The organism is Rhizobium sp. LEGMi-198b, from assembly GCF_054114205.1.
Genome location: NZ_JBSYVH010000011.1, coordinates 68,474 through 87,929, shown reverse-complemented (window position 1 = coordinate 87,929; position 19,456 = coordinate 68,474). Strand labels below are relative to the sequence as shown.

Annotated in this window: 22 protein-coding genes and 2 tRNA genes; 14 read left to right on the top strand and 10 right to left on the bottom strand. The window is 58.7% G+C overall.

Annotated elements, in window-relative coordinates; genetic code table 11:
• Nucleotides 1–69 precede the first annotated feature (69 nt).
• Nucleotides 70–143: transfer RNA gene (locus tag ACXHXG_RS30065), tRNA-Cys, on the bottom strand.
• A 394-nt stretch (nucleotides 144–537) separates the two neighbouring features.
• On the opposite strand from ACXHXG_RS30065, the gene ACXHXG_RS30060 reads away from it, so the two are divergent.
• Both ACXHXG_RS30060 and ACXHXG_RS30055 read left to right on the top strand, forming a co-directional pair.
• A complete protein-coding gene (locus ACXHXG_RS30060; RefSeq protein WP_457901645.1) occupies nucleotides 538–1,641 on the top strand; it encodes a porin in 1,104 nt (367 codons plus the stop codon).
• 444 nt (nucleotides 1,642–2,085) lie between these two features.
• On the top strand, nucleotides 2,086–2,241 hold the full coding sequence (locus ACXHXG_RS30055) for a hypothetical protein (protein ID WP_158704448.1): 156 nt from the start codon (nucleotides 2,086–2,088) through the stop codon (nucleotides 2,239–2,241).
• Between the two features lie 171 nt (nucleotides 2,242–2,412).
• On the opposite strand, the gene ACXHXG_RS30050 is transcribed toward ACXHXG_RS30055, so the two are convergent.
• The 3 genes from ACXHXG_RS30050 to ACXHXG_RS30040 form a co-directional block, all read right to left on the bottom strand.
• Entirely contained in the window at nucleotides 2,413–2,595 is a 183-nt protein-coding gene (locus ACXHXG_RS30050) for a hypothetical protein (RefSeq protein WP_104822914.1), read from the bottom strand.
• A gap of 178 nt (nucleotides 2,596–2,773) precedes the next feature.
• Complete coding sequence (locus tag ACXHXG_RS30045) at nucleotides 2,774–2,977, bottom strand: hypothetical protein (protein ID WP_158704447.1); 204 nt, start codon at nucleotides 2,975–2,977, stop codon at nucleotides 2,774–2,776.
• 321 nt (nucleotides 2,978–3,298) lie between these two features.
• Nucleotides 3,299–3,373: transfer RNA gene (locus ACXHXG_RS30040), tRNA-Asn, on the bottom strand.
• 117 nt (nucleotides 3,374–3,490) lie between these two features.
• On the opposite strand from ACXHXG_RS30040, the gene ACXHXG_RS30035 reads away from it, so the two are divergent.
• A complete protein-coding gene (locus ACXHXG_RS30035) occupies nucleotides 3,491–3,805 on the top strand; it encodes a hypothetical protein (RefSeq protein WP_457901662.1) in 315 nt (104 codons plus the stop codon).
• A 10-nt stretch (nucleotides 3,806–3,815) separates the two neighbouring features.
• On the opposite strand, the gene ACXHXG_RS30030 is transcribed toward ACXHXG_RS30035, so the two are convergent.
• Together ACXHXG_RS30030 and ACXHXG_RS30025 are read right to left on the bottom strand one after the other, a co-directional pair.
• On the bottom strand, nucleotides 3,816–4,373 hold the full coding sequence (locus ACXHXG_RS30030; protein WP_457901644.1) for a sugar O-acetyltransferase: 558 nt from the start codon (nucleotides 4,371–4,373) through the stop codon (nucleotides 3,816–3,818).
• Nucleotides 4,374–4,470: 97 nt separating this feature from the next.
• Nucleotides 4,471–4,596, bottom strand: a complete 126-nt coding sequence (locus ACXHXG_RS30025; protein WP_283050160.1) for a hypothetical protein — start codon at nucleotides 4,594–4,596, stop codon at nucleotides 4,471–4,473.
• A gap of 240 nt (nucleotides 4,597–4,836) precedes the next feature.
• Between ACXHXG_RS30025 and ACXHXG_RS30020 the strand changes: the two genes are divergently transcribed.
• The 3 genes from ACXHXG_RS30020 to ACXHXG_RS30010 all read left to right on the top strand — a co-directional run bounded on the left by ACXHXG_RS30020 (nucleotide 4,837) and on the right by ACXHXG_RS30010 (nucleotide 8,193).
• Entirely contained in the window at nucleotides 4,837–6,189 is a 1,353-nt protein-coding gene (locus ACXHXG_RS30020) for an extracellular solute-binding protein (RefSeq protein WP_104822910.1), read from the top strand.
• A 197-nt stretch (nucleotides 6,190–6,386) separates the two neighbouring features.
• Complete coding sequence (locus ACXHXG_RS30015) at nucleotides 6,387–7,271, top strand: carbohydrate ABC transporter permease (protein WP_457901643.1); 885 nt, start codon at nucleotides 6,387–6,389, stop codon at nucleotides 7,269–7,271.
• Nucleotides 7,272–7,278: 7 nt separating this feature from the next.
• Nucleotides 7,279–8,193: an ABC transporter permease subunit gene (locus tag ACXHXG_RS30010; protein ID WP_104822908.1), complete on the top strand. Its 915-nt coding sequence runs from the start codon at nucleotides 7,279–7,281 to the stop codon at nucleotides 8,191–8,193.
• 244 nt (nucleotides 8,194–8,437) lie between these two features.
• Here ACXHXG_RS30010 and ACXHXG_RS30005 read toward each other — a convergent pair whose 3' ends face one another.
• Nucleotides 8,438–9,550 (bottom strand): sn-glycerol-3-phosphate import ATP-binding protein UgpC, encoded by a 1,113-nt coding sequence (locus ACXHXG_RS30005; RefSeq protein ID WP_104822907.1) that lies wholly within the window; start codon nucleotides 9,548–9,550, stop codon nucleotides 8,438–8,440.
• Nucleotides 9,551–9,798: 248 nt separating this feature from the next.
• Between ACXHXG_RS30005 and ACXHXG_RS30000 the strand changes: the two genes are divergently transcribed.
• The gene (locus tag ACXHXG_RS30000; RefSeq protein ID WP_457901642.1) at nucleotides 9,799–11,256 is read left to right on the top strand and encodes a cryptochrome/photolyase family protein; all 1,458 of its coding nucleotides are present in this window, start codon (nucleotides 9,799–9,801) and stop codon (nucleotides 11,254–11,256) included.
• A 4-nt stretch (nucleotides 11,257–11,260) separates the two neighbouring features.
• Here ACXHXG_RS30000 and ACXHXG_RS29995 read toward each other — a convergent pair whose 3' ends face one another.
• Nucleotides 11,261–12,091, bottom strand: a complete 831-nt coding sequence (locus tag ACXHXG_RS29995; RefSeq protein ID WP_457901641.1) for an SDR family NAD(P)-dependent oxidoreductase — start codon at nucleotides 12,089–12,091, stop codon at nucleotides 11,261–11,263.
• A gap of 295 nt (nucleotides 12,092–12,386) precedes the next feature.
• Between ACXHXG_RS29995 and ACXHXG_RS29990 the strand changes: the two genes are divergently transcribed.
• The 5 genes from ACXHXG_RS29990 (at nucleotide 12,387) to ACXHXG_RS29970 (ending at nucleotide 16,233) form a co-directional block, all read left to right on the top strand.
• Nucleotides 12,387–13,427, top strand: a complete 1,041-nt coding sequence (locus ACXHXG_RS29990) for a cysteine synthase A (RefSeq protein ID WP_283050152.1) — start codon at nucleotides 12,387–12,389, stop codon at nucleotides 13,425–13,427.
• 4 nt (nucleotides 13,428–13,431) lie between these two features.
• Nucleotides 13,432–14,169 (top strand): alanyl-tRNA editing protein, encoded by a 738-nt coding sequence (locus tag ACXHXG_RS29985; RefSeq protein WP_104822904.1) that lies wholly within the window; start codon nucleotides 13,432–13,434, stop codon nucleotides 14,167–14,169.
• A gap of 53 nt (nucleotides 14,170–14,222) precedes the next feature.
• A complete protein-coding gene (gene sseA / locus ACXHXG_RS29980) occupies nucleotides 14,223–15,080 on the top strand; it encodes a 3-mercaptopyruvate sulfurtransferase (RefSeq protein WP_457901640.1) in 858 nt (285 codons plus the stop codon).
• A gap of 59 nt (nucleotides 15,081–15,139) precedes the next feature.
• Nucleotides 15,140–15,652, top strand: coding sequence for a GNAT family N-acetyltransferase (locus ACXHXG_RS29975; protein ID WP_457901661.1), 513 nt, complete (start codon nucleotides 15,140–15,142; stop codon nucleotides 15,650–15,652).
• 71 nt (nucleotides 15,653–15,723) lie between these two features.
• Nucleotides 15,724–16,233, top strand: coding sequence for a DUF1203 domain-containing protein (locus ACXHXG_RS29970; protein ID WP_457901639.1), 510 nt, complete (start codon nucleotides 15,724–15,726; stop codon nucleotides 16,231–16,233).
• Nucleotides 16,234–16,250: 17 nt separating this feature from the next.
• Here ACXHXG_RS29970 and ald read toward each other — a convergent pair whose 3' ends face one another.
• The gene (ald, locus tag ACXHXG_RS29965; RefSeq protein ID WP_457901638.1) at nucleotides 16,251–17,369 is read right to left on the bottom strand and encodes an alanine dehydrogenase; all 1,119 of its coding nucleotides are present in this window, start codon (nucleotides 17,367–17,369) and stop codon (nucleotides 16,251–16,253) included.
• A gap of 150 nt (nucleotides 17,370–17,519) precedes the next feature.
• On the opposite strand from ald, the gene ACXHXG_RS29960 reads away from it, so the two are divergent.
• The gene (locus ACXHXG_RS29960; protein ID WP_104822900.1) at nucleotides 17,520–17,981 is read left to right on the top strand and encodes an Lrp/AsnC family transcriptional regulator; all 462 of its coding nucleotides are present in this window, start codon (nucleotides 17,520–17,522) and stop codon (nucleotides 17,979–17,981) included.
• Between the two features lie 18 nt (nucleotides 17,982–17,999).
• Here ACXHXG_RS29960 and ACXHXG_RS29955 read toward each other — a convergent pair whose 3' ends face one another.
• Nucleotides 18,000–18,809, bottom strand: coding sequence for an endonuclease/exonuclease/phosphatase family protein (locus tag ACXHXG_RS29955; RefSeq protein WP_457901637.1), 810 nt, complete (start codon nucleotides 18,807–18,809; stop codon nucleotides 18,000–18,002).
• Nucleotides 18,810–18,983: 174 nt separating this feature from the next.
• On the opposite strand from ACXHXG_RS29955, the gene ACXHXG_RS29950 reads away from it, so the two are divergent.
• Nucleotides 18,984–19,343: a PilZ domain-containing protein gene (locus tag ACXHXG_RS29950; protein WP_104822899.1), complete on the top strand. Its 360-nt coding sequence runs from the start codon at nucleotides 18,984–18,986 to the stop codon at nucleotides 19,341–19,343.
• Nucleotides 19,344–19,456: the final 113 nt, after the last annotated feature.

Below are 19,456 nucleotides of genomic sequence, written 5' to 3'. Positions count from 1 at the left end.
GGCCCAAACTGCCACATCTTCCAAAAAGCGGGCCAAAATCAACCAATTAGAGATGACATAGGAGAAGGATGGAGGCCTCGCCCGGAATCGAACCGGGATTCAAGGATTTGCAGTCCTCTGCGTAACCACTCCGCCACGAGGCCATCCGATTTGTAAAGGCGAGTGATGGCGGGCGTTTAGAACGAATCTTATTGGAGCGCAAGACCTATCGCGGCTGATGATCAAATAACTTGATTCCCACTCTATAAACTCCGACAAGGCGCGGCAAAGCTTAACGATTATTAAGCACCAACTACGCCTCCGAAGGCCGCCATTTGGCGGATTGCGTCATTTTTGCAACAAGATTTTTTTTCGAGTAGCGTGCGAATAGTTCGTCAGTCTTAGTATCTTGTCAAATCATTGAGACGGGTTCAGGAAATAGTTCGCGAGGCTTATTACTTCGCACCTACTGATAGGGAACATGAACGGGATGGGGTTGGGCACGTCGTCTTTTCGGCGCGATATCTCATGCCCAATCAGGAAAAGATTGGAGTTATTATGAACATCAAGAGCCTTCTTCTCGGCTCCGCTGCCGCGCTTGCAGCAGCATCCGGCGCTCACGCGGCCGACGCCATTGTCGCCGCCGAGCCGGAGCCCCTCGAATACGTTCGCATCTGCGACGCATACGGTGCAGGCTACTTCTTCATTCCGGGCACCGAAACCTGCCTCAAGGTTGGCGGCAAGGTTCGTACGGAAGGTGAGTGGTACAACGCTTACAACCGTGACAGCCACCAGGGCACGCTCTGGCACACCCGCGCCGAGCTGAACGTCGATACCGCGACCGACACCGAATACGGTCCATTGAAGACAGAAACCATCGTTCGCTGGGACTGGAACGACGGCAACTCCACCAGCACCAACCTGCTGTGGTCCTACATCAGCCTCGGTGGCTTCACCGTCGGTAAGAAGGACTCGGCCTACAACCTCTACATCGGTTACGCCGGCGACGTCATCAACGACGATGTGATCTATGACGGTCCGTACGAACTGAACCAGTTGACCTACAACTATGACGCCGGCAACGGCTTCACGGCGGTCATCTCGCTCGAAGATTCCAATTCCAGCGGCTCGGGCGCTTCTTACGGCGCAAGCTGGTGGACGGATGACAAGGCCGATCACTACGCGCCGGACGTCGTGGTCGGTGCTGGTTACAAAGCCGGTGCATGGTCCTTCAAGGTTGTCGGCGGTTATGACTCGATCGTCGAAGAAGGTGCTGTCAAGGCCCGCGTCGATGCGGACTTCGGTGCATTTTCGGCTTTCTTGATGGGCGGCTGGAACACCGACGGCGACAAGCTCAACAAGTATGCCGGTACCAACCAGGATATCTCCGCTTGCACGGCGCCGAACGGCACTGTGAACGAATCCAAATGCGGTTGGGGTGATTGGGCTGTTTGGGGTGGCGTTGGCGTTCCGATCAACGACAAGCTGAAGTGGAACGTGCAGCTTGCCTACACTGACTCGAAGATCTTCGAAGCGACCTCGAACCTCAAGTTCAATCCGGTCAAGGATCTGCTGATCGAGCCGGAAGTGACTTACGTTCACTATGATTATGCCAAGGACGATACCGTCTCCGGCATCCTCCGCTTCGAGCGCAACTTCTGACCTGATCTGAATTGACCTCCGATCAGAGAAGAGAGGGGCCTAGCTTTCCCTGCTAGGCCCCTTTTCTATGCCGATCGCCTCCCGAATATATAACCTCGGCCCCACCTGATCCCCCACCGGGACAGCGGAAGACACTACTTTCGGCAGGCGGCATTCTTATTGCCACCACTATACCACACGTTGCAATTGACACTCAGGTAACTTAAAGGGGAACTTTGCGGCCATCGCAGCGTTAAGTCCTGAAGGGACGTTGGTCCAAACAAGGAGTCGATGCTTTGAGACACTTCGCTTCGATAGCCCTGGCAGCCTCACTTGCTATGGGAACAGTGCTGGCCGCCGCGGTTCCGGCAACGGCAATGCCGTTGACAAGCTCGCCCTCGCCTAGCCTTTCCAGCGTCATTCTGGTTCAGGAGCGCGGATCCCGACGAAACCAGGATTGGTACGATGGGCGATATTGGCGTGATCGCCACTACCACCACCGCTACTGGCGCGATAGCCGCTGGGATCGCCGCCGTTACTATGATGATGATGACTGGCGATATCGCCGCTACCATCACCGGCACCACGGAGGCATCTACTTCGAATTCCGGTAATCCATAGCGACAAGTGCCGAATTCGTTACGCGTCAAAGCGGCGGATGCGATTGCCGCAAAGAGCGGATGCTTGTGCCCATATCCCAAAAACATTCCGGCCGTTGCCGACGATATATGCGGCAACGGCCGGGCCTATTTTTCTGGCGCTAACGGCCGGCAGTTCGAAGCAGCGACAGGATCAACGGCAGACGCGTTCCTTGCGGACAACCCAGTGGCCATGAACATGGTGCCGTACGGTCTTCACAACGCAATGATGGTGATGATGATCGTCGACATGCACGATCGTGGCCGCCTCAGACTGCGTGCTGATGCCGACGAAGGAAGCCAGGGCAACGGCGGAAGCAAGAATCAGGTTTTTCATTTCGAACCTCTAAAGCATTTGGGGGAATATGCTGCGCGATAGGCGCACGACGTTTTTGCGCCCGTTCAGATTAACGCTACATGAATGTATCCTCACATTTTCGAGAGCAGCCGAACCTGTGGGAAGAGTGCGTGAGAACGCCACGCTGGGCGCGAAGAGAAAGCCGCGACAGCCCGTTTCAGCCCAGGCTATCACCGGCCACGCGCCGCATGATTTCTTCTGATCGATGATCCTGTTCCGTCGCCTGCTTCATGGCTTCGCTACGCTCGTGATCGAGCGGTTTGGCGACAGATTGGGCGACCCGAGCGGAAAGGCCGCGCTCCATTAAAACAGAAAGGCCGAGCGATGCCTCGCGCCGGCCTTTCATGCTCCAGTTCGACACTGCCGGTACCTCCGCGGTCAGCGATCGAAATGGTCCATGAACTAGAATATGGCGCGGCTGCAAAATTCTGCAATAGGTAAATCGGAGTAGGACAACCGTCCGAGCGCTCGGCCAATTCGCCTAGCTCGATAGCGATTCAGCTAAACCAGGCCGGACCTCGCTCCGCCCGTCTCGGGGCAGCGCGGAAGCTGATGACGAGGAAGCACTTAATCTTTCGAGGAAAAACAATCGCTTAGCGAAAGAACCATTAGAATAAAATTAGGAGCCGGTTCAATCAAGAACCGGCTCCTACAATAAAGTCAGCTACTAAGCTGAATAAACTGGCTCCCCGGGCCGGATTCGAACCGGCGACCTGTCGATTAACAGTCGAATGCTCTACCGCTGAGCTACCAGGGAATACCGCTTGGCGCGGTGTGAGCGGGGTAATACAAATGCTTTCCCGATTTGCCAAGCGGTTTTTTCAAAAAAATCCATTTCCCTTGTATTATTTCGTCGCCTTACCATTTCCTGTGGATGACCGATCAAGCCAGAACCAAAGAAAAGACCGATCGCAACGGCAACGGAAAGGCGCAGCGTTTCGGAATAGATCATACCACACATGAGCTCGTCCTTGGCTCAATTCGTATTCCGCTTCCGCAATCGAGGCTTGCCCGGCTTGGCATCGGCCTTGCGTTGATCCTCGGCGGCCTTCTCGGCTTCCTACCCATCCTCGGCTTTTGGATGCTGCCGCTTGGCTTCATCCTGTTGTCACATGATCTGCCGCTCGTAAGGCGGTGGCGACGACGCCTTGCCGTGTGGTGGACAAAACGGCGGCGCCCTACGGATTGATGTCCGTTGCCTATTTGGCGAGCAAAGCCCTCGCTGGATTGCCTATTACGGTCGTACCCGCCGCGACATCCTTGGTAACGACGGCGCCTGCTCCGACGATCGCTCCATCGCCGATGGTTACGCCGCCAAGGATGATGGCGCCGCCGCCGATCCAGACATCCCGGCCGATCTCAACCGGACGCGTGATTTCCAGCCCTGCACGCCGCTGCACCGGATCCTTGTGGTGCTCGGCACAATATATGTGAACACCCGGCCCCAGCATACTGCCGCCGCCGATGCGCACCGGGGCATTATCGAGAATGGTGCATCCGGCATTGAAATAGACGCGCGGGCCGAGCGAGATGTTCATGCCATAGGAGCAATGAAACGGCGCTTCGATGAACGCGCCCTCGCCCACATTGGCAAACAGCATGGACAGCGCGGGACCAATACCACCGCGCTCACCCGGCGGCATGGTGTTATGCTGATGCACAGCCTCCCGGGCAAGTGCGCGCAGGGCATCAAGTTCCGGATCGAGGCAGCGATACCATTCTCCCGCCGCCATCTTCTGTCGCTCGCTTCTGCCCATTGATCCGCTCCCCCGACGCCTCCGTCACCATATCGGGGTGATCATGCACACGATCCGGGCGGGCGGCAAGGAGAGCTCACGGCTCAGTCTGCGCCCCTCAATACCCTGCAATCAGCAGCGTCAAAGGGCCGAGCGCCATCAGGGTGAGCGCCGCCATGATCAGGAGCAGCTCCCTCATTATATATCGTTCCATTCTGATGAGGCGCGGGGATCTGCGACCCATGCGCGACTCCTCTCCATATCAAAATATTAGATGCACCTTATGCGATACATAAGACGCCGTCTTCCCCTCCTAAAGGATTAATCCGCGATAGCCCTTTAAAAGCGTTCGCAAAGGCGCAAAACTGCCGGCGGACGAGAGGTTTCCGCCCACAACAAACTGTCACACAGCTTGTCTATAACGCCGCTGCCGCGAACTTGCGCAAGGCCCACCGGTTCCGCGCTTTCAAAAGGAAATAGGGATATGTCCAAATTTTATAACTGCATTTCGGCGGCTGCCGCCGGCGTCATGAGCTTAGCGCTGGCCCTGCCGGCTGCTGCTGCTCCGATCAAGTTCGATTTCTGGTTCGGCCTGTCCGGCGACCTGGAGCGTGTTGTTCAGACCCTGTGCACGAACTTCAACAATTCGCAGACCGATTATCAGGTCGTCTGCACCGGCCAGGGCAACTACGACGCCGCTCTGCAGAACACCATTGCCGCCTTCCGTGCTGGCAAGCAGCCGGCCATCGTGCAGGTTTATGACGTCGGCACCGCAACCATGATGCTTTCCGGCGCCTATTATCCGGTCGGCAAGCTGATGTCGGAAAACGGCTACAAGGTTAAGTGGGACGACTATTTCCCCGGCATCGCTCGCTACTACGCCACCTCGAAGGGCGAGCTGCTTTCCTTCCCGTTCAACTCTTCGACCGCCCTGCTCTACTGGAACAAGGACGCCTTCGCAAAGATCGGCAAGACCGCCGCTCCGAAGACCTGGGAAGAAGCCGCCGACGACATGAAGGCGCTGAAGGGCGCTGGCTATGATTGCCCGATGGCTATCAACATCTCCGGCAACGAGAGCTGGCAGTTGATGGAACAGTTCTCGGCCATCCACAACGAGCCGGTCGCTACCCAGAACAACGGCTATGACGGCCTCGACGCCCGCCTGACCGTCAACAAGACAAAGTTCGTCAAGTACGTCACCGACCTCAAGAGCTGGTACGACGCCGGCCTCATCAAGATCAAGTCGAAGGATCTCGGCCAGGATATGGTCCAGGCCTTTGCAGCGGGCGATTGCCAGATGATCATGACCTCGGTCGGCGACCATGGCACGGTCGGCAAGACGCAGAAGGCCGGCATGAACTGGGATGTTGCCGAGCTTCCGGTTTACGCCGGTACTGAGCGCAAGAATTCGCTCGTCGGCGGCGCTTCGCTCTGGGTTCTCTCCGGCAAGTCGTCTGACGAATACAAGGGCGCTGCAGCGTTCCTCGACTTCATCGGCAAGCCCGAAACCGCTCTGTTCTGGTCCACCAACACCGGCTACATCCCGGTCAAGAAGTCTGGCTTCGACTTCATGAAGTCCTCCGGCTTCTACGACAAGGCTCCCTATAAGGGCCGCGAAGTCGCCATCGCCAGCTTGACCGCTTCCGAGCCGACCCCGATCACCCGCGGCGTCCGCCTCGGCAACTTCACGCAGATCCGTGCTGAATTCGGCAACCAGATGCAGGCCATCTTCGCCAACAAGGTCAGCGTCCAGGAAGGCATCGACAACCTCGTCAAGAACGGCAATGCTGTTCTCGATCGCTTTGAAGCCACCTACAAGGGCAAGCAACTGCCGTAAGCAGTTCGCCCGTGAATAGACGACGTCCGCCGGACTTTCCCGGCGGACGTTCGTTATGACCGCGAATGGCATTAGAATATCCCGCTTTCAGTTGGAATCATCTGAAACGGACGAGGTATTCTCGATTCAAACGGTAGAGCGTCCTGTGTGCGTTCAGACGACCGCACGGCGCTCGGGGGTCCAAGCCGGAAGAAGCAATGGAAAAGCGTACGACTTTCAGCAAGTGGAGCGTCGGCATCCTGTTCGCAGTGCCGCAACTCCTCCTTATCTTCACCTTCTTCTATTGGCCCGCCGGCCAGGCGATCTTCTGGTCGCTGACGCTGCAGCAACCCTGGGGCGGCGGCAATATCTGGGTCGGACTCGACAACTTCAAATCCATTCTCGCCAATGCCGATTACTGGAATTCGGTGACGATCAGCATCATCTTCGCGGCGATCAGCACCAGCATTTCCATGGGGGTCGCGCTGATACTGGCCGCTCTCACGGACCGGCAGCTCAAAGGTTCGAAATTCTACCGCGTCGTGCTTATCTGGCCCTATGGCATCGCGGCTCCCGCTTCGGCGATGGCCTTTCGCTTCATCTTGGCGCCCGAAGCCGGCTTCATGTCCGTTGTCAACCATTATTGGCCGGGTTTTTGGGACCCGGGCCTCGACGGCAACGCCGCCATGGCCTCTATCATTGCCGCCTTCTCGTGGAAATATACCGGCTACAGCTTCATCTTCTTCCTTGCCGCCTTCCAGGCCATTCCGCGCTCCTTGATCGAAGCAGCGGCGATGGACGGCTCAGGCGTGATCCGGCGCTTCTGGGACGTCCAGTTCCCCATGATCACACCGACGATCTTCTTCCTGCTGGTGATCAACATCACCGAAAGTTTCCAGGATTCCTACGGCATCGTCGACATCATGACATCCGGCGGCCCGCACAATTCCACGAACCTCATGGTCTACAAAATCGTCTTCGACGGCTTCAGAGGTCTCGACTATTCCGGCGCGGCGGCGCAGAGCATCATCCTGATGCTGCTGATCATCGTGCTCACCATCTTCCAATTCCGCTTCATCGAGCGGCGCGTGCATTACCGTTGAGGCTGACATGGTCGAGCGCACCCCAATTCTCAATTTCTTCACCCATGTGATCCTGTTCCTCGGCTTCATAGTGGCGGTAGGACCGCTGGCCATCGTCGCGATTGCCGCATCTCACAACCTTTCCGAGGTTAACCAGGTGCCGATGTCGTTGGTCCCCGGCACCGATTTCTGGATCAATATCAAGACGGCGTGGACCACGGCCAATCTCGGCCCCAAGCTGCTGAACAGCCTGATCTTCGCGGGCGGCGTCGCGGCGGGCAAGGTGATCGTTTCGGCGCTGACAGCTTTTTCGCTTGTCTATTTCCGGTATCCTGGCCGCGGCTTCATCTTCTGGCTGATTTTCGTCACGCTGATGCTGCCGCTCGAAGTGCGTATCGTACCGACCTATGCGGTCGCCGCCAACGTATTGTCGCCCTACCAGGCGATCCTCGACGTTACCGGCATCACCTGGCTCATCGAAAGGATTTCTGGCATTCAGGTCTCGCTGGATCTGGGGCTGCTCAATTCCTACCCCGGCTTGATCCTGCCGCTGGTCGCGACGGCGACCGGTACTTTCCTCTACCGTCAGTTCTTCCTGACGATACCCGACGAGCTGACCGAGGCCGCGCGCATGGACGGCGCCGGATCGCTGCGCTTCTTCATCGACATCCTGCTGCCGCTGTCGCGCACCAACATGGCCGCGCTCGGCACCATCATGTTCCTCTGGGCCTGGAACCAATACCTGTGGCCGCTGCTCGTCACCACAGATCCGTCGCATGCGACCGCGGTGACGGAACTCAAGCAGCTCATCCCGAACGTAGGCGGTCTTCCCGAGTGGCACATCGCCATGGCCGGCACGCTGATCGTCATGGTGCCGCCTCTCGCCGTCGTCGTGCTGATGCAGCGCTGGGTCGTTCGCGGAGTGATCGCCACCGAGAAGTGATTGGATTGCCTGCCGCGCTTCCCCGGGGAATGCGGCAGACTTTCGAGGCCGGATCATTGCGGCGATAGTGGCGCGTGACAGAACCGGACGTCGTCGCGATATTGCGACGTCGATGGAATGTGCTCCCGCCGATCAGGACAGAGCCAGCTTCGGGCCACAGCAACTGCCTTTGGCCCAGGCAATAAAAAGCCCGGAAATCGGTAGGGATTTCCGGGCACTCTTGCTGAAAATTGATGTCTGAAAATTAGTTTGCGGCAACCTTGAGGGGTGTGACGGAGGCAATGGTATCGAGCCGCAGGCCGGTGTCCTGGGCGAAGAGATGCGTATGCTGCTGAGGAAGCTCCAGGCCGACACTGTCGCCCGTCTGTCCCGTGGTATGGTCCGCAACGGCAACGGCGAAGTTGGAGCCGTTGATGTCGCAATGGATGACGCGGCCGGCGCCGAGTTCTTCGACGAAATCCACCGTGGCGGGAACGGCACCCGGCGTGCCGGCCGGCACGAGACGCGCATGTTCCGGGCGGATGCCGAGCGTGACCGGCTGGCCGGCATGACGCTTGCCGATATTGGCGTCGACAGCGATCGGCAGGCCATCAAAGATAAATTGCTCGCCATTTGCCGCGAAGGAGCCCTCAAGGAAATTCATTGCCGGCGAACCGATGAAGGAACCGACGAAACGGGTGCGCGGCGTATTGTAGACCTCGAGCGGCGTGCCGACCTGCTCGACATTGCCCTTGTACATGACCACCAGCTTGTCAGCGAGCGTCATGGCCTCAACCTGATCGTGGGTGACGAAAACCGAGGTGGCCGCCAGGCGCTTGTGCAGGCGGCGGATTTCGACACGCATCTGCACGCGCAGCTTGGCATCGAGATTGGAGAGCGGTTCGTCGAAGAGGAAGACTTTCGGTTCGCGGATGATGGCGCGGCCCATGGCGACGCGCTGGCGCTGGCCGCCTGAAAGCTCTGATGGTTTGCGGGCGAGGAAATCTTCGAGACCAACGATGCGGGCCGTTTCCTTGATGCGACGGTCACGTTCCTCGCGCGGCACACCGGCCACCTTGAGCGCGTAGCCCATGTTGGCGGCGACATCCATGTGCGGATAAAGCGCGTAGTTCTGGAAGACCATGGCGCAGCCGCGCTCGCGGGGCTCGAGCTGATTGACGACCTTGCCGTCAATGATGATTTCGCCCGAGGTGATATCCTCGAGGCCGGCGATCATGCGCAGTAGGGTGGATTTGCCGCAGCCGGAAGGGCCGAGAATGACGACGAATTCACCGGAGCGGAAGTTCAGATCGACGCCATGCACGACCTGATTGCGTCCATAGGCCTTGCGAACTTGCTCGATCCGGATCTCTGCCATCTTGCGCTTTCCTGCCTGTCAATTCTGGGGCCTTAAGTTCGCTGGACTGCTAGCGAACTTGCATTACAAAAAGGTGACAAGGGCCCCGTTATATCACAGGCGGCATCGAGATTCCCTCACAAGAGTTACGTGCGCTATTCCACATGAAATGTACGGGCGGCGGAACTATTGTGCTGACGGCTTCGTATATTGCTTCCGGCAGCGAAGAAGCATGTAAGGAAGAAGAAGGCTGGTCAAAGGCAAGGACGATGACGACCACGAAAAATGAGCCCAATCCCGTGCTGCTGTGGTTTCGCAAGGATCTCCGCCTTGATGATAATCACGCCCTGCAAGCCGCCGCAACATCCGGCCGCCCGGTCATTCCGGTCTACATTCGTGAGCGCGGAGAAAAGGCTAGCGGGCCGCTGGGCGCAGCGCAGGAGTGGTGGCTGCATCATTCGCTGGTCGCACTACAGAAAGCTCTGCATGCCCTTGGCAGCAAGCTCATCCTCCGACAAGGCGATGCGCAGACAGTACTTGAAAAACTTCTTGCAGAGACCGGGGCCGAAGCCGTCGTCTGGAACCGGCGGTATGATCCCGCCGGCATAGCGGTGGACACACAAGTCAAAGCGGCGCTGCGAGACAACGGCATCGAGGCCAACAGCTTCGCGGGCCAATTGCTCCATGAGCCACCGCGCCTGCGCTCAGGCACCGGCAACCACTACAAGAGCTATGCGCCGTTCTGGCGCGCGCTGGAGCAATCTGGCGAGCCGCCGTTTCCTATCGTGGCTCCCGAACAGCTCCCGGCTCCCGGCCGTTGGCCTCATTCGGATTCGCTCGACTCCTGGTCGCTGCTTCCCACCAAGCCGAACTGGGCATCAGATTTTCCGGACATGTGGACACCGGGCGAAGCTGCCGCGCATGAGAAGCTGGAGAATTTCGTGGAGACCGCGCTCGACGGCTACGCGGTCGATCGCGATTTCCCGGACAAGCCGGCAACTTCCCTGCTTTCGCCACATCTGGCACTCGGAGAAATCTCGCCTGCCCGCATTTGGCATGCGACGCGAGCGCTGGCCGGTAAGGTGCGCACGGACGACATCGTTCGCTTTCGAAAGGAGCTTGTCTGGCGAGAATTCTGCTATCACCAGCTCTTCCACTTTCCGAAGCTGAACTCAGTCAACTGGAACGAGCGTTACGACGATTTTCCCTGGCATGCGGATGTCAAGCTTTTCGATAGCTGGCGTCGCGGCCAAACAGGATATCCGATCGTCGATGCCGGTATGCGGCAGCTTTGGCGTCACGGCTGGATGCACAATCGCATCCGCATGATCACGGCCTCGTTCCTGATTAAGGATCTGTTGATCGACTGGCGGGAGGGCGAAGCCTGGTTTCGCGATACGCTCGTCGACGCCGATCCAGCGGCCAATGCTGCGAACTGGCAATGGGTCGCGGGCTCCGGCGCCGATGCCTCACCTTTCTTCCGCATCTTCAACCCGGTGTTACAGGGCGAGAAATTCGATCCGGATGGCGGCTATATCAGGGCGTTCGTACCGGAGCTGGCCGATCTCGACAGCCAATATATCCATCGCCCATTCGAAGCGCCGGCCGACGTGCTAAAACGTGCAGGCATACAACTCGGCGAGGACTATCCTCTCCCGATCGTCGATCACGCCGCGGCGCGGCAACGGGCGCTCGATGCCCACGCATCACTGAAAAATGATCGATAAGACTTTATTCGGCAGGGTGCGGAGTCGCACGCGTCCCCACCGACCGGCCGTTGCGGCCGCTTCCGAGAAAATATCTGAGAACGCGGAAATAGAGGCTGTAGGGCAAAAACTTCAAAAGCTTTGCCCGGAAGACCAGGCGCTTCGGGAAGCTGATCTCGAAAGCCGATGATTTCAATCCGGCTGATATCGCGTCAGCCGCCTGCTGTGCCGAGACCATATCCGGCATCTCGAATTTGTTTTGCGCAGTCATTGGCGTATCGACATAACCGGGAGTGACGAGTTGGATGTGAATGCCCATGCGCTCGAGCTCGAAGTTCAGGCTTTCGGCCATGTTGATAAGGGCAGCCTTGCTCGCGCCATATGCGGCGCCACCAGGCAGGCCGCCATAGCCAGCAACGGACGACACGAAGGCAACCTGGCCATATCCCCGGGCACGCATATGCCGGACCGCCGGCACGAGGCAGTTGACGACGCCATGGAGATTGACGGCAAAACTGCGCTCGAACACCTCATGATTGAGATCTTCGCCCCGCGCCGGCAAATAAATGCCGGCGTTCAGAACCGCCAAGGCGACGGGGCCGTGTTGATATTCGATTGCAGCAACCGTGTGCTCCATATCCTCGGCATTGGTCACATCGCCATCCAGCACGACGATACTACCGGCAAGAGCGCCTGCCTCGGCCTGTAGGGCCAAAAGCTTTTCGTGGCTGCGCGCCGTAACGGCCACCTTGTATCCTTCTTCCGCCAGTTTCAGCGCGAGAGCACGGCCGACGCCGGAACTGGCGCCGGTGATCCAGACGACTCCATGTTCAGGACGTGCGATGAACGGGCTCATGGTTCTTCTCCTTGGCTGGCGGTCGTCTACATCAAACGCTTAGCCGCGACCGACCGTGGCATTTTAGCAATAGCGTATCATTGTGGCCGCTTTCGGCCGGTTTAGCGGCTCCGCGCGGAAAACAATGTCACCAATTGGAGACTAGGCACCCCATGAAAGACTTAGGCAAACGAATGCTGCCAAGTCGAATTTTGCGGCTTGAACAAGCAGCAAGGAACAGAATTTCTTGCCTATGCCGCCTTGTGAAGGGAAAAGACCGTTCTTACAGTAGTCCTGAACAGAAGGCAGAGATTCCATGACCGTCCATCCCTCCGTCCTAGAAGCGATCGGCAACACGCCACTGATCAAACTCAAGGGTGCCTCCGAGGCGACGGGCTCGACCATCCTCGGCAAGGCGGAGTTCCTGAACCCCGGCCAGTCGGTCAAGGATCGCGCCGCGCTCTACATCATCCGCGATGCCGAAAAGAAAGGCCTGCTGAAGCCCGGCGGCGTCATCGTCGAGGGGACTGCGGGCAATACCGGCATCGGCCTGACGGTGGTCGCCAAAGCGCTCGGCTACCGCACCGTCATCGTCATTCCCGAAACGCAGAGCCAGGAAAAGAAGGATGCCCTGAGGCTGCTCGGCGCCGAGCTCGTGGAAGTGCCGGCCGTCCCCTACAAAAATCCCAACAACTACGTGAAGGTTTCCGGCCGGCTTGCTGCGGAGTTGGCGAAGACCGATCCGAACGGAGCGATCTGGGCCAACCAGTTCGACAACGTCGCCAACCGTCAGGCGCATATTGAAACGACCGCCAAGGAAATCTGGGCCGATACCAACGGCAAGATCGATGGTTTTATCTGCTCCGTTGGTTCCGGAGGCACGTTGGCGGGTGTCGCCATGGGCCTGCATGCCTTCAACAAGGACATCAAGATCGGCATCGCCGATCCGGAAGGGGCGGCACTTTACGAATTCTACAAGAACGGCGAACTGAAATCCTCCGGCTCTTCGATCACCGAAGGTATCGGCCAGGGCCGCGTGACGGCAAATCTGGAAGGTTTTACGCCCGATTTCGCCTATCAGATCAGCGATGCCGAAGCCCTGCCCTATGTCTTCGATCTGGTCGAACACGAAGGTCTCTGCCTCGGCGGCTCGACGGCCATCAACATTGCGGGCGCCGTGCGCCTTGCTAGGGATCTCGGCCCCGGCCATACGATCGTGACCATCCTCGCCGACTATGGCAACCGCTATCAATCAAAGCTTTTCAATCCGGATTTCCTGAAGTCGAAGGGTCTGCCGCTGCCGGCATATCTGACGACGAATTCCGATATTCCTATTCCTTACGAAAACCTCGCGTGATCTTATGTCGGTGAATGCCCTTTATCGTGACGATTTCTATCTCTCGACCGCCGAGGCTGTCGTAACCGCAATTCACGAGGACGGGGGCATCGAGCTCAATCAAACCTGCTTCTACGCGACCTCCGGCGGGCAGCCGGGGGATACCGGTTTCTTCGAGCGCGCGGACGGTTCGAAAATCACGCTTGGCCAAACCAAGCATGGAGCGACGAAGGACATCATCGTCCATGTGCCGCTTGAGGCAGAAGCAAAGCCTGCCGTCGGTGAAAAACTGGTGCTGCATGTCGACTGGCCGCGCCGCTACAGGCTGATGCGCATGCACACGGCCTGTCATCTGCTCTCGGTCGTCTGCCAATATCCGATCACGGGTGCGGCAGTCGGCGAGGATGAAAGCCGCGTCGATTTCGACATGGGCGAGACGATCGACAAGGACGAGGTGACGGCGAAAATGATGGCGCTCGTCAATGAGAACCATCCCGTTTTCGTCCAGTGGATTACGGATGAGGAGCTTGCAGCCAATCCGGGTATCGTCAAATCGAAGAACGTGCGTCCGCCGATCGGACTCGGCCGCGTCAGCCTGGTCTGCATCGGCGAAAACTCCGCCATTGACAGCCAGCCCTGCGGCGGCACACATGTGTCGGAAACGCAGGAAGTCGGGGCAATCTACATCGCCAAGATCGAGAAGAAGGGCAAGGAGAACCGCCGCTTCCGCATCCGTTTCGGCACGCCCGCCGACGAAGTTTGACCCGGCGGTTCCTGGATTAAACAAGGCCCGATATAAATCAGGGAGAGATCATCATGACAGCGGAGAAGAGCCGTTTCGTCGTATCCGCCGACTGGCTGCAGAACGAATTGGGCGCCAAGGACCTGCGTATCCTCGACGCATCCTTCTACCTGCCGGCGCAGAAGCGCGATGCTGATGCCGAATATGCCAGCGGCCACATTCCCGGCGCCATCCGCTTCGATCAGGACAAGATCGCCGATCACTCCACCGACTTGCCGCATATGGTGCCTTCGCCGGAATTCTTCGCGGCCGAGGTCGGCAAGCTCGGGATCAGCGAGACCGATCGCATCGTGGTCTATGATGGTCCCGGCGTCTTCGCCTCCCCGCGGGTCTGGTGGCTGTTTCATGTCGTGATGGGCGCCGCGAATGTCTTCGTGCTCGACGGCGGCCTGGATGGCTGGAAGGCCGAAGGACGGCCGCTGGAAACCGCCCTGCCCGCATTTGCACCGGCCACCTTCAAGCCGAATTTCAACGCAGCCCGTGTTGTCCCCTTCGAAGAGATGCGCGAGATCGTCGACAGCGGCTCGCTGCAGATCGCCGATGCCCGCAGTGCCGGTCGTTTCGCCGCCACCGAACCGGAGCCGCGCGAAGGCATGCGCTCCGGCCATATGCCGGGCGCAAAAAGCCTTCCGTCCGGCAGCTTCGCGGTGAACGGCAAGTTCAAGTCCCTGCCGGAACTGCGCGAAACGATCGAGAAGGCCGGCATCGATCTTGAAAAGCCTGTGGTGACCACCTGCGGCTCCGGGATCACTGCCGCCATTATCACGCTGGCGCTGGAATCGCTCGGCCATGGCGTCAACCGTCTCTATGACGGCTCCTGGTCGGAATGGGGCAGCCGGCCGGACACGCGCATCGTCACCGGTAAAGATTGAGCGGCGCAGACCCCGTGAAAACGCCATCGTCGCTCAAAGTCCATATTACCCGGTTGGAAATGATCGCGCCTCCCAAGGCGAGCCTGCCCGTGCCTGTCAATATCCAGACGGCCATCATGCGCTCGCCCGGCATTCCCCTGCCGTTTTACCGCTATCTCTACCGCCAGGTCGGCGCTCGCTGGCATTGGGTCGACCGGCTTCGCTTGCGTGACGAGGAACTGACGGCCGTCCTGCACGACCAGCGCAACGACATCAGCGTGCTCTATGTCAACGGCGCGCCGGCCGGCTTCTTCGAATATTTCCGCGAGGATGAGGAGACGATCGAGCTAAGCCATTTCGGCCTGATCGAGCACGCTCTCGGGCTCGGCATCGGCAAGTGGTTCCTGTTGCAGGCGCTCTACGCCATGTGGACGCTGAGTCCGCAACGCATCACCACGACCACCAACAATCTCGACCATCCGCGGGCGCTTCAGCTCTACCAGATGTTCGGCTTCTCCCCGGTCTCGACCGGCGAAGGCATCGTAAGGCCGCTGAGCGACAAGGAACTGCTGGAGCTGGCAAAGAAAAGCTAGCCGCAGGAATCGGGTGGCTTCATCTGTTCACTGGGCGCATCACATGACAAACCCTAAAAAGGAGATTTGTCATGTCCGCGATTGCTTTTGCCGCCATGCCCACGTCCGATGCCGAAGCTCTCTGGAACGGCGGTGTAGATGCCTACGGTCACCGGCCGGAGACAATGGTTTCGGATGGTCCCGGCCATCCCTGCCGCCACTGCCTGCAAAATATCGATGCGGGCGAAGAGCTCTATGTCTTCGCCTATCGGCCGTTTCCGGATCTGCAGCCCTACGCCGAGACCGGGCCGGTTTTCCTGCATAAGGTTCCTTGCCGGCGTTACGAAGCCGAGGAAGTCCTGCCGCCCGTGCTGACCACCAGTCCGGATTTCATCGTGCGCGGCTATGGCGAAAACAACCGCATCGTCTACGGCACCGGTGCCGTGACACCGATCGGAGACATCAAGGCCTATGCCGCCGAACTCCTAAGCCGCGACGGCATCGCCTATGTGCATGTCCGCTCGGCGCGCAATAATTGCTATCAGTGCCGGATCAATAAAAAAGAAGCGCCGGCATACGGTGACGCCGGCGCTTCCGTCTGACGTGAGCGCGATGGGATTTACGCCACGTTCAAGACGCTTTCCGGGGCGAAGGCCTCGTAGCCGAGCGCTTCGGCGACGGGTCTGTTGGTGACACGGCCCTTGTGGATGTTGAGGCCGTTGCGCAGGTGCTTGTCCTCGGCAATGGCGCGCAGGCCGCGATCTGCGAGCGCGAGGCCGTGATAGATGGTGGCATTGTTCAACGCTTGCGCCGAGGTGACCGGAACCGCCCCCGGCATATTGGCGACGCAATAGTGCACGATTCCGTCGACCTCATAGGTCGGTTCGGAATGGGTGGTTGCATGGGAGGTTTCGAAGCAACCGCCCTGGTCGATGGCGACATCGACGATAACGGCGCCCTTCTTCATGCCGGACAGCATTTCGCGGGTAACAAGCTTTGGCGCTGCTGCGCCGGGGATCAGCACCGCGCCGATCACGAGATCAGCAGCGAAGACCTCGTCCTCCAGCGCCTGGATGCTGGAATAGCGCGTGTGGACACGGCCGTTGAAGATATCGTCCAACTGGCGCAGACGCGGCAGCGAACGATCGAGAATGCTGACATCGGCACCGAGGCCGGCCGCCATTTTGGCCGCATGCAGGCCGACGACGCCGCCGCCGATGATGGCAACCTTGGCCGGCAGAACGCCGGGCACACCGCCAAGCAGGATGCCAAGACCACCATTGGCCTTCTGCAGCGCGGTGGCGCCCGCCTGGATCGACAGACGGCCGGCAACTTCCGACATCGGCGCGAGCAGCGGCAGACCACCACGCTCATCAGTGACGGTTTCATAAGCGATGGCGGTGACGCCGGAGGCGATCAAGCCCTTGGTCTGCTCCGGATCGGGCGCGAGATGCAGATAGGTATAGAGAAGCTGGCCATCGCGCAGTTGCGACCATTCGGAAGGCTGCGGCTCCTTGACCTTTACGATCATGTCGCACTTTTCGAAAATGTCCTTCGCAGTGGCGGCGATCTTGGCGCCGGCGGCGATATAGGCGTGATCATCGGCCCCGATACCGGCGCCCGCTTTGGTCTCAACCCAGACCTCATGACCATGGGCCACATATTCGCGAACGGATGCAGGCGTCAGACCGACGCGATATTCATGATTCTTGATCTCTTTCGGACAACCTACGCGCATTTGCTCCTCCTGAATGCTTTTCCGGTTTGCAACTGTTCCGGTATGGATGAGACCACTTTCGCCCTGAAATGTCCTTGCAAAGACAATTTGCTGAACAAGCATTTTTCGTGGATTATTGCGTTTAAACCAATTTTTTCGAAAGATCTTCGAATGCCGGATATAGACACCATCGATCGTGCGATTTTGGGAGTACTGCAACAGAACGCCAGGATCACCAATGCCGAACTTGCGGAAAAGGTCGGCCTGTCACCCTCCGCCTGCTCGCGCCGGCTCGACATTCTGGAGAAAAATGGTGTTATCGGCGGATATCATGCCCGGCTGTCGCACAAGGCGCTCGACTATAAGATGATCGCCATCGTGCATATCTCGCTGTCCGGCCAGTTCGCCAAGACGCTGTCGGAGTTCGAAACGGCGGTGAAACGCTGCCCGAACGTGCTCGTCTGCTACCTTATGTCCGGCGAATACGACTATATCCTGCGCGTCGCGGCGCGCGATCTCGAAGATTACGAACGCATCCACCGCGACTGGCTCTCCGCTTTGCCGCATGTGGTGAAGATCAATTCCAGCTTCGCGCTGCGCGAGATCATCGACCGGCCGAATGTCGGCCTCTAGGCCGCGCCGCTGGTCGAACTATCGCATATCCAGCAGCAAGGCGCGGTGATCGGAGACTTCCGGTTCGGCGACGGGGTCGAACTCGATCACCTCCACCGCGGATGTCACCAGCATATAGTCGGCGAAACGCGGCTCCTTGCGGTAATAGGAAGTCCGTGTATCGCGATGACCGCGCGAGGTGACGAGGTCGGAAAGCCCCAATGCGCCGAGGGAATCGAAGGTTACGCTTCCCGGCAGGACATTGAAGTCACCGCAGACGACCAGCTTCTCATTGCCCTTGTGAACATGCCGGATGAGTTCCACCAACGCGTCCGCCTGATCACGGCGAGCCGGTGTGTCGCCCTTGCCGTCCATATCGCGCAGGCCATGCATATGGGCGATGGTGACGGGGAAACCGCCCTCGTAATCGAAGATGCGGATGCAATGGGCGTTGCGCGACCGCGGGTGCGGACCCCAGCCGTCGGCCGAAAATTCCCCATGTACGAAGCCCGACGCCTGGCCGATGACCGGATAGGACTTACGGACAAAGGTTGCCAGGCCGAATTCGGAGGCTATCCGCCGATCACCGTCAAAGACATCGCCTCGCGCTGTCGGACTGAAGAAGGCGTCGTGCATGGGCAGGGCGGCGGCGATCTCCTCAAAAAGATTGGCTCGTTGCGGAAGTTCGACGCCGTGGTCGCGATAGACCAGCCATTCGGAGGGTGCATCCTCGGTGCGCGTGACCTCCTGCAGGCACAGAACATCCGCGTCGACATCGACTAGGTACTGCATGAGCGGCCCATGCAATAGGCCGCCCCACACATTCAGCGAAACGATGCGCAACGCCATTTCTTCTTTCTCCAAAACTCCCGCTCGACCTCCATAAGAAAGTCTGGAGTTGAAACATTAAAAGCAACAGGTCCCGATTCGGAACGGATCCTGTCAATTTTACCGATCGTCCTAAGCACCTTTCAACGCCTACCTGCTATCCGGAATTGTCAGACACAGGCATCGAGGTCAGTTATGCAGCCGATTTCAAAACCGCTTACTGAAAACAATCTGAAAATCAAAGCGAGGCGTTCGCCGCGCAAGTATGCCCGTCTGATGGGTCGGGTCCGATATTTCGCCAAGGCGGTTACCGGCCGTGTGGTCAATATTTCCACCGGCGGCATCGCGCTCGACCTGCAATCGCCGATCCATGCCGCCGCCGGCAGCAAGGTCCGGGTCGAATGCGACGACATCGGCGTATTGGACGGCATCGTGCGCTGGACCCATAGCGGCCGGATCGGTATCGAGTTCGACCCCTCCTCCAATGCGTCGGCGCAGGTTGCTTCCTATTTCCGCTTTTTCCACAAGGACATACAGCCGGTTCTCAAACGTTGACGGCTTCTTCGCTCCCTGGCGGGAGGATCACAATAAGCCTGTCATATTACTAGTGCACACCTTCGAAAATCGTCTTAATCTCCCTCGCCCCGAAAGGTGATCGAGGGATCATG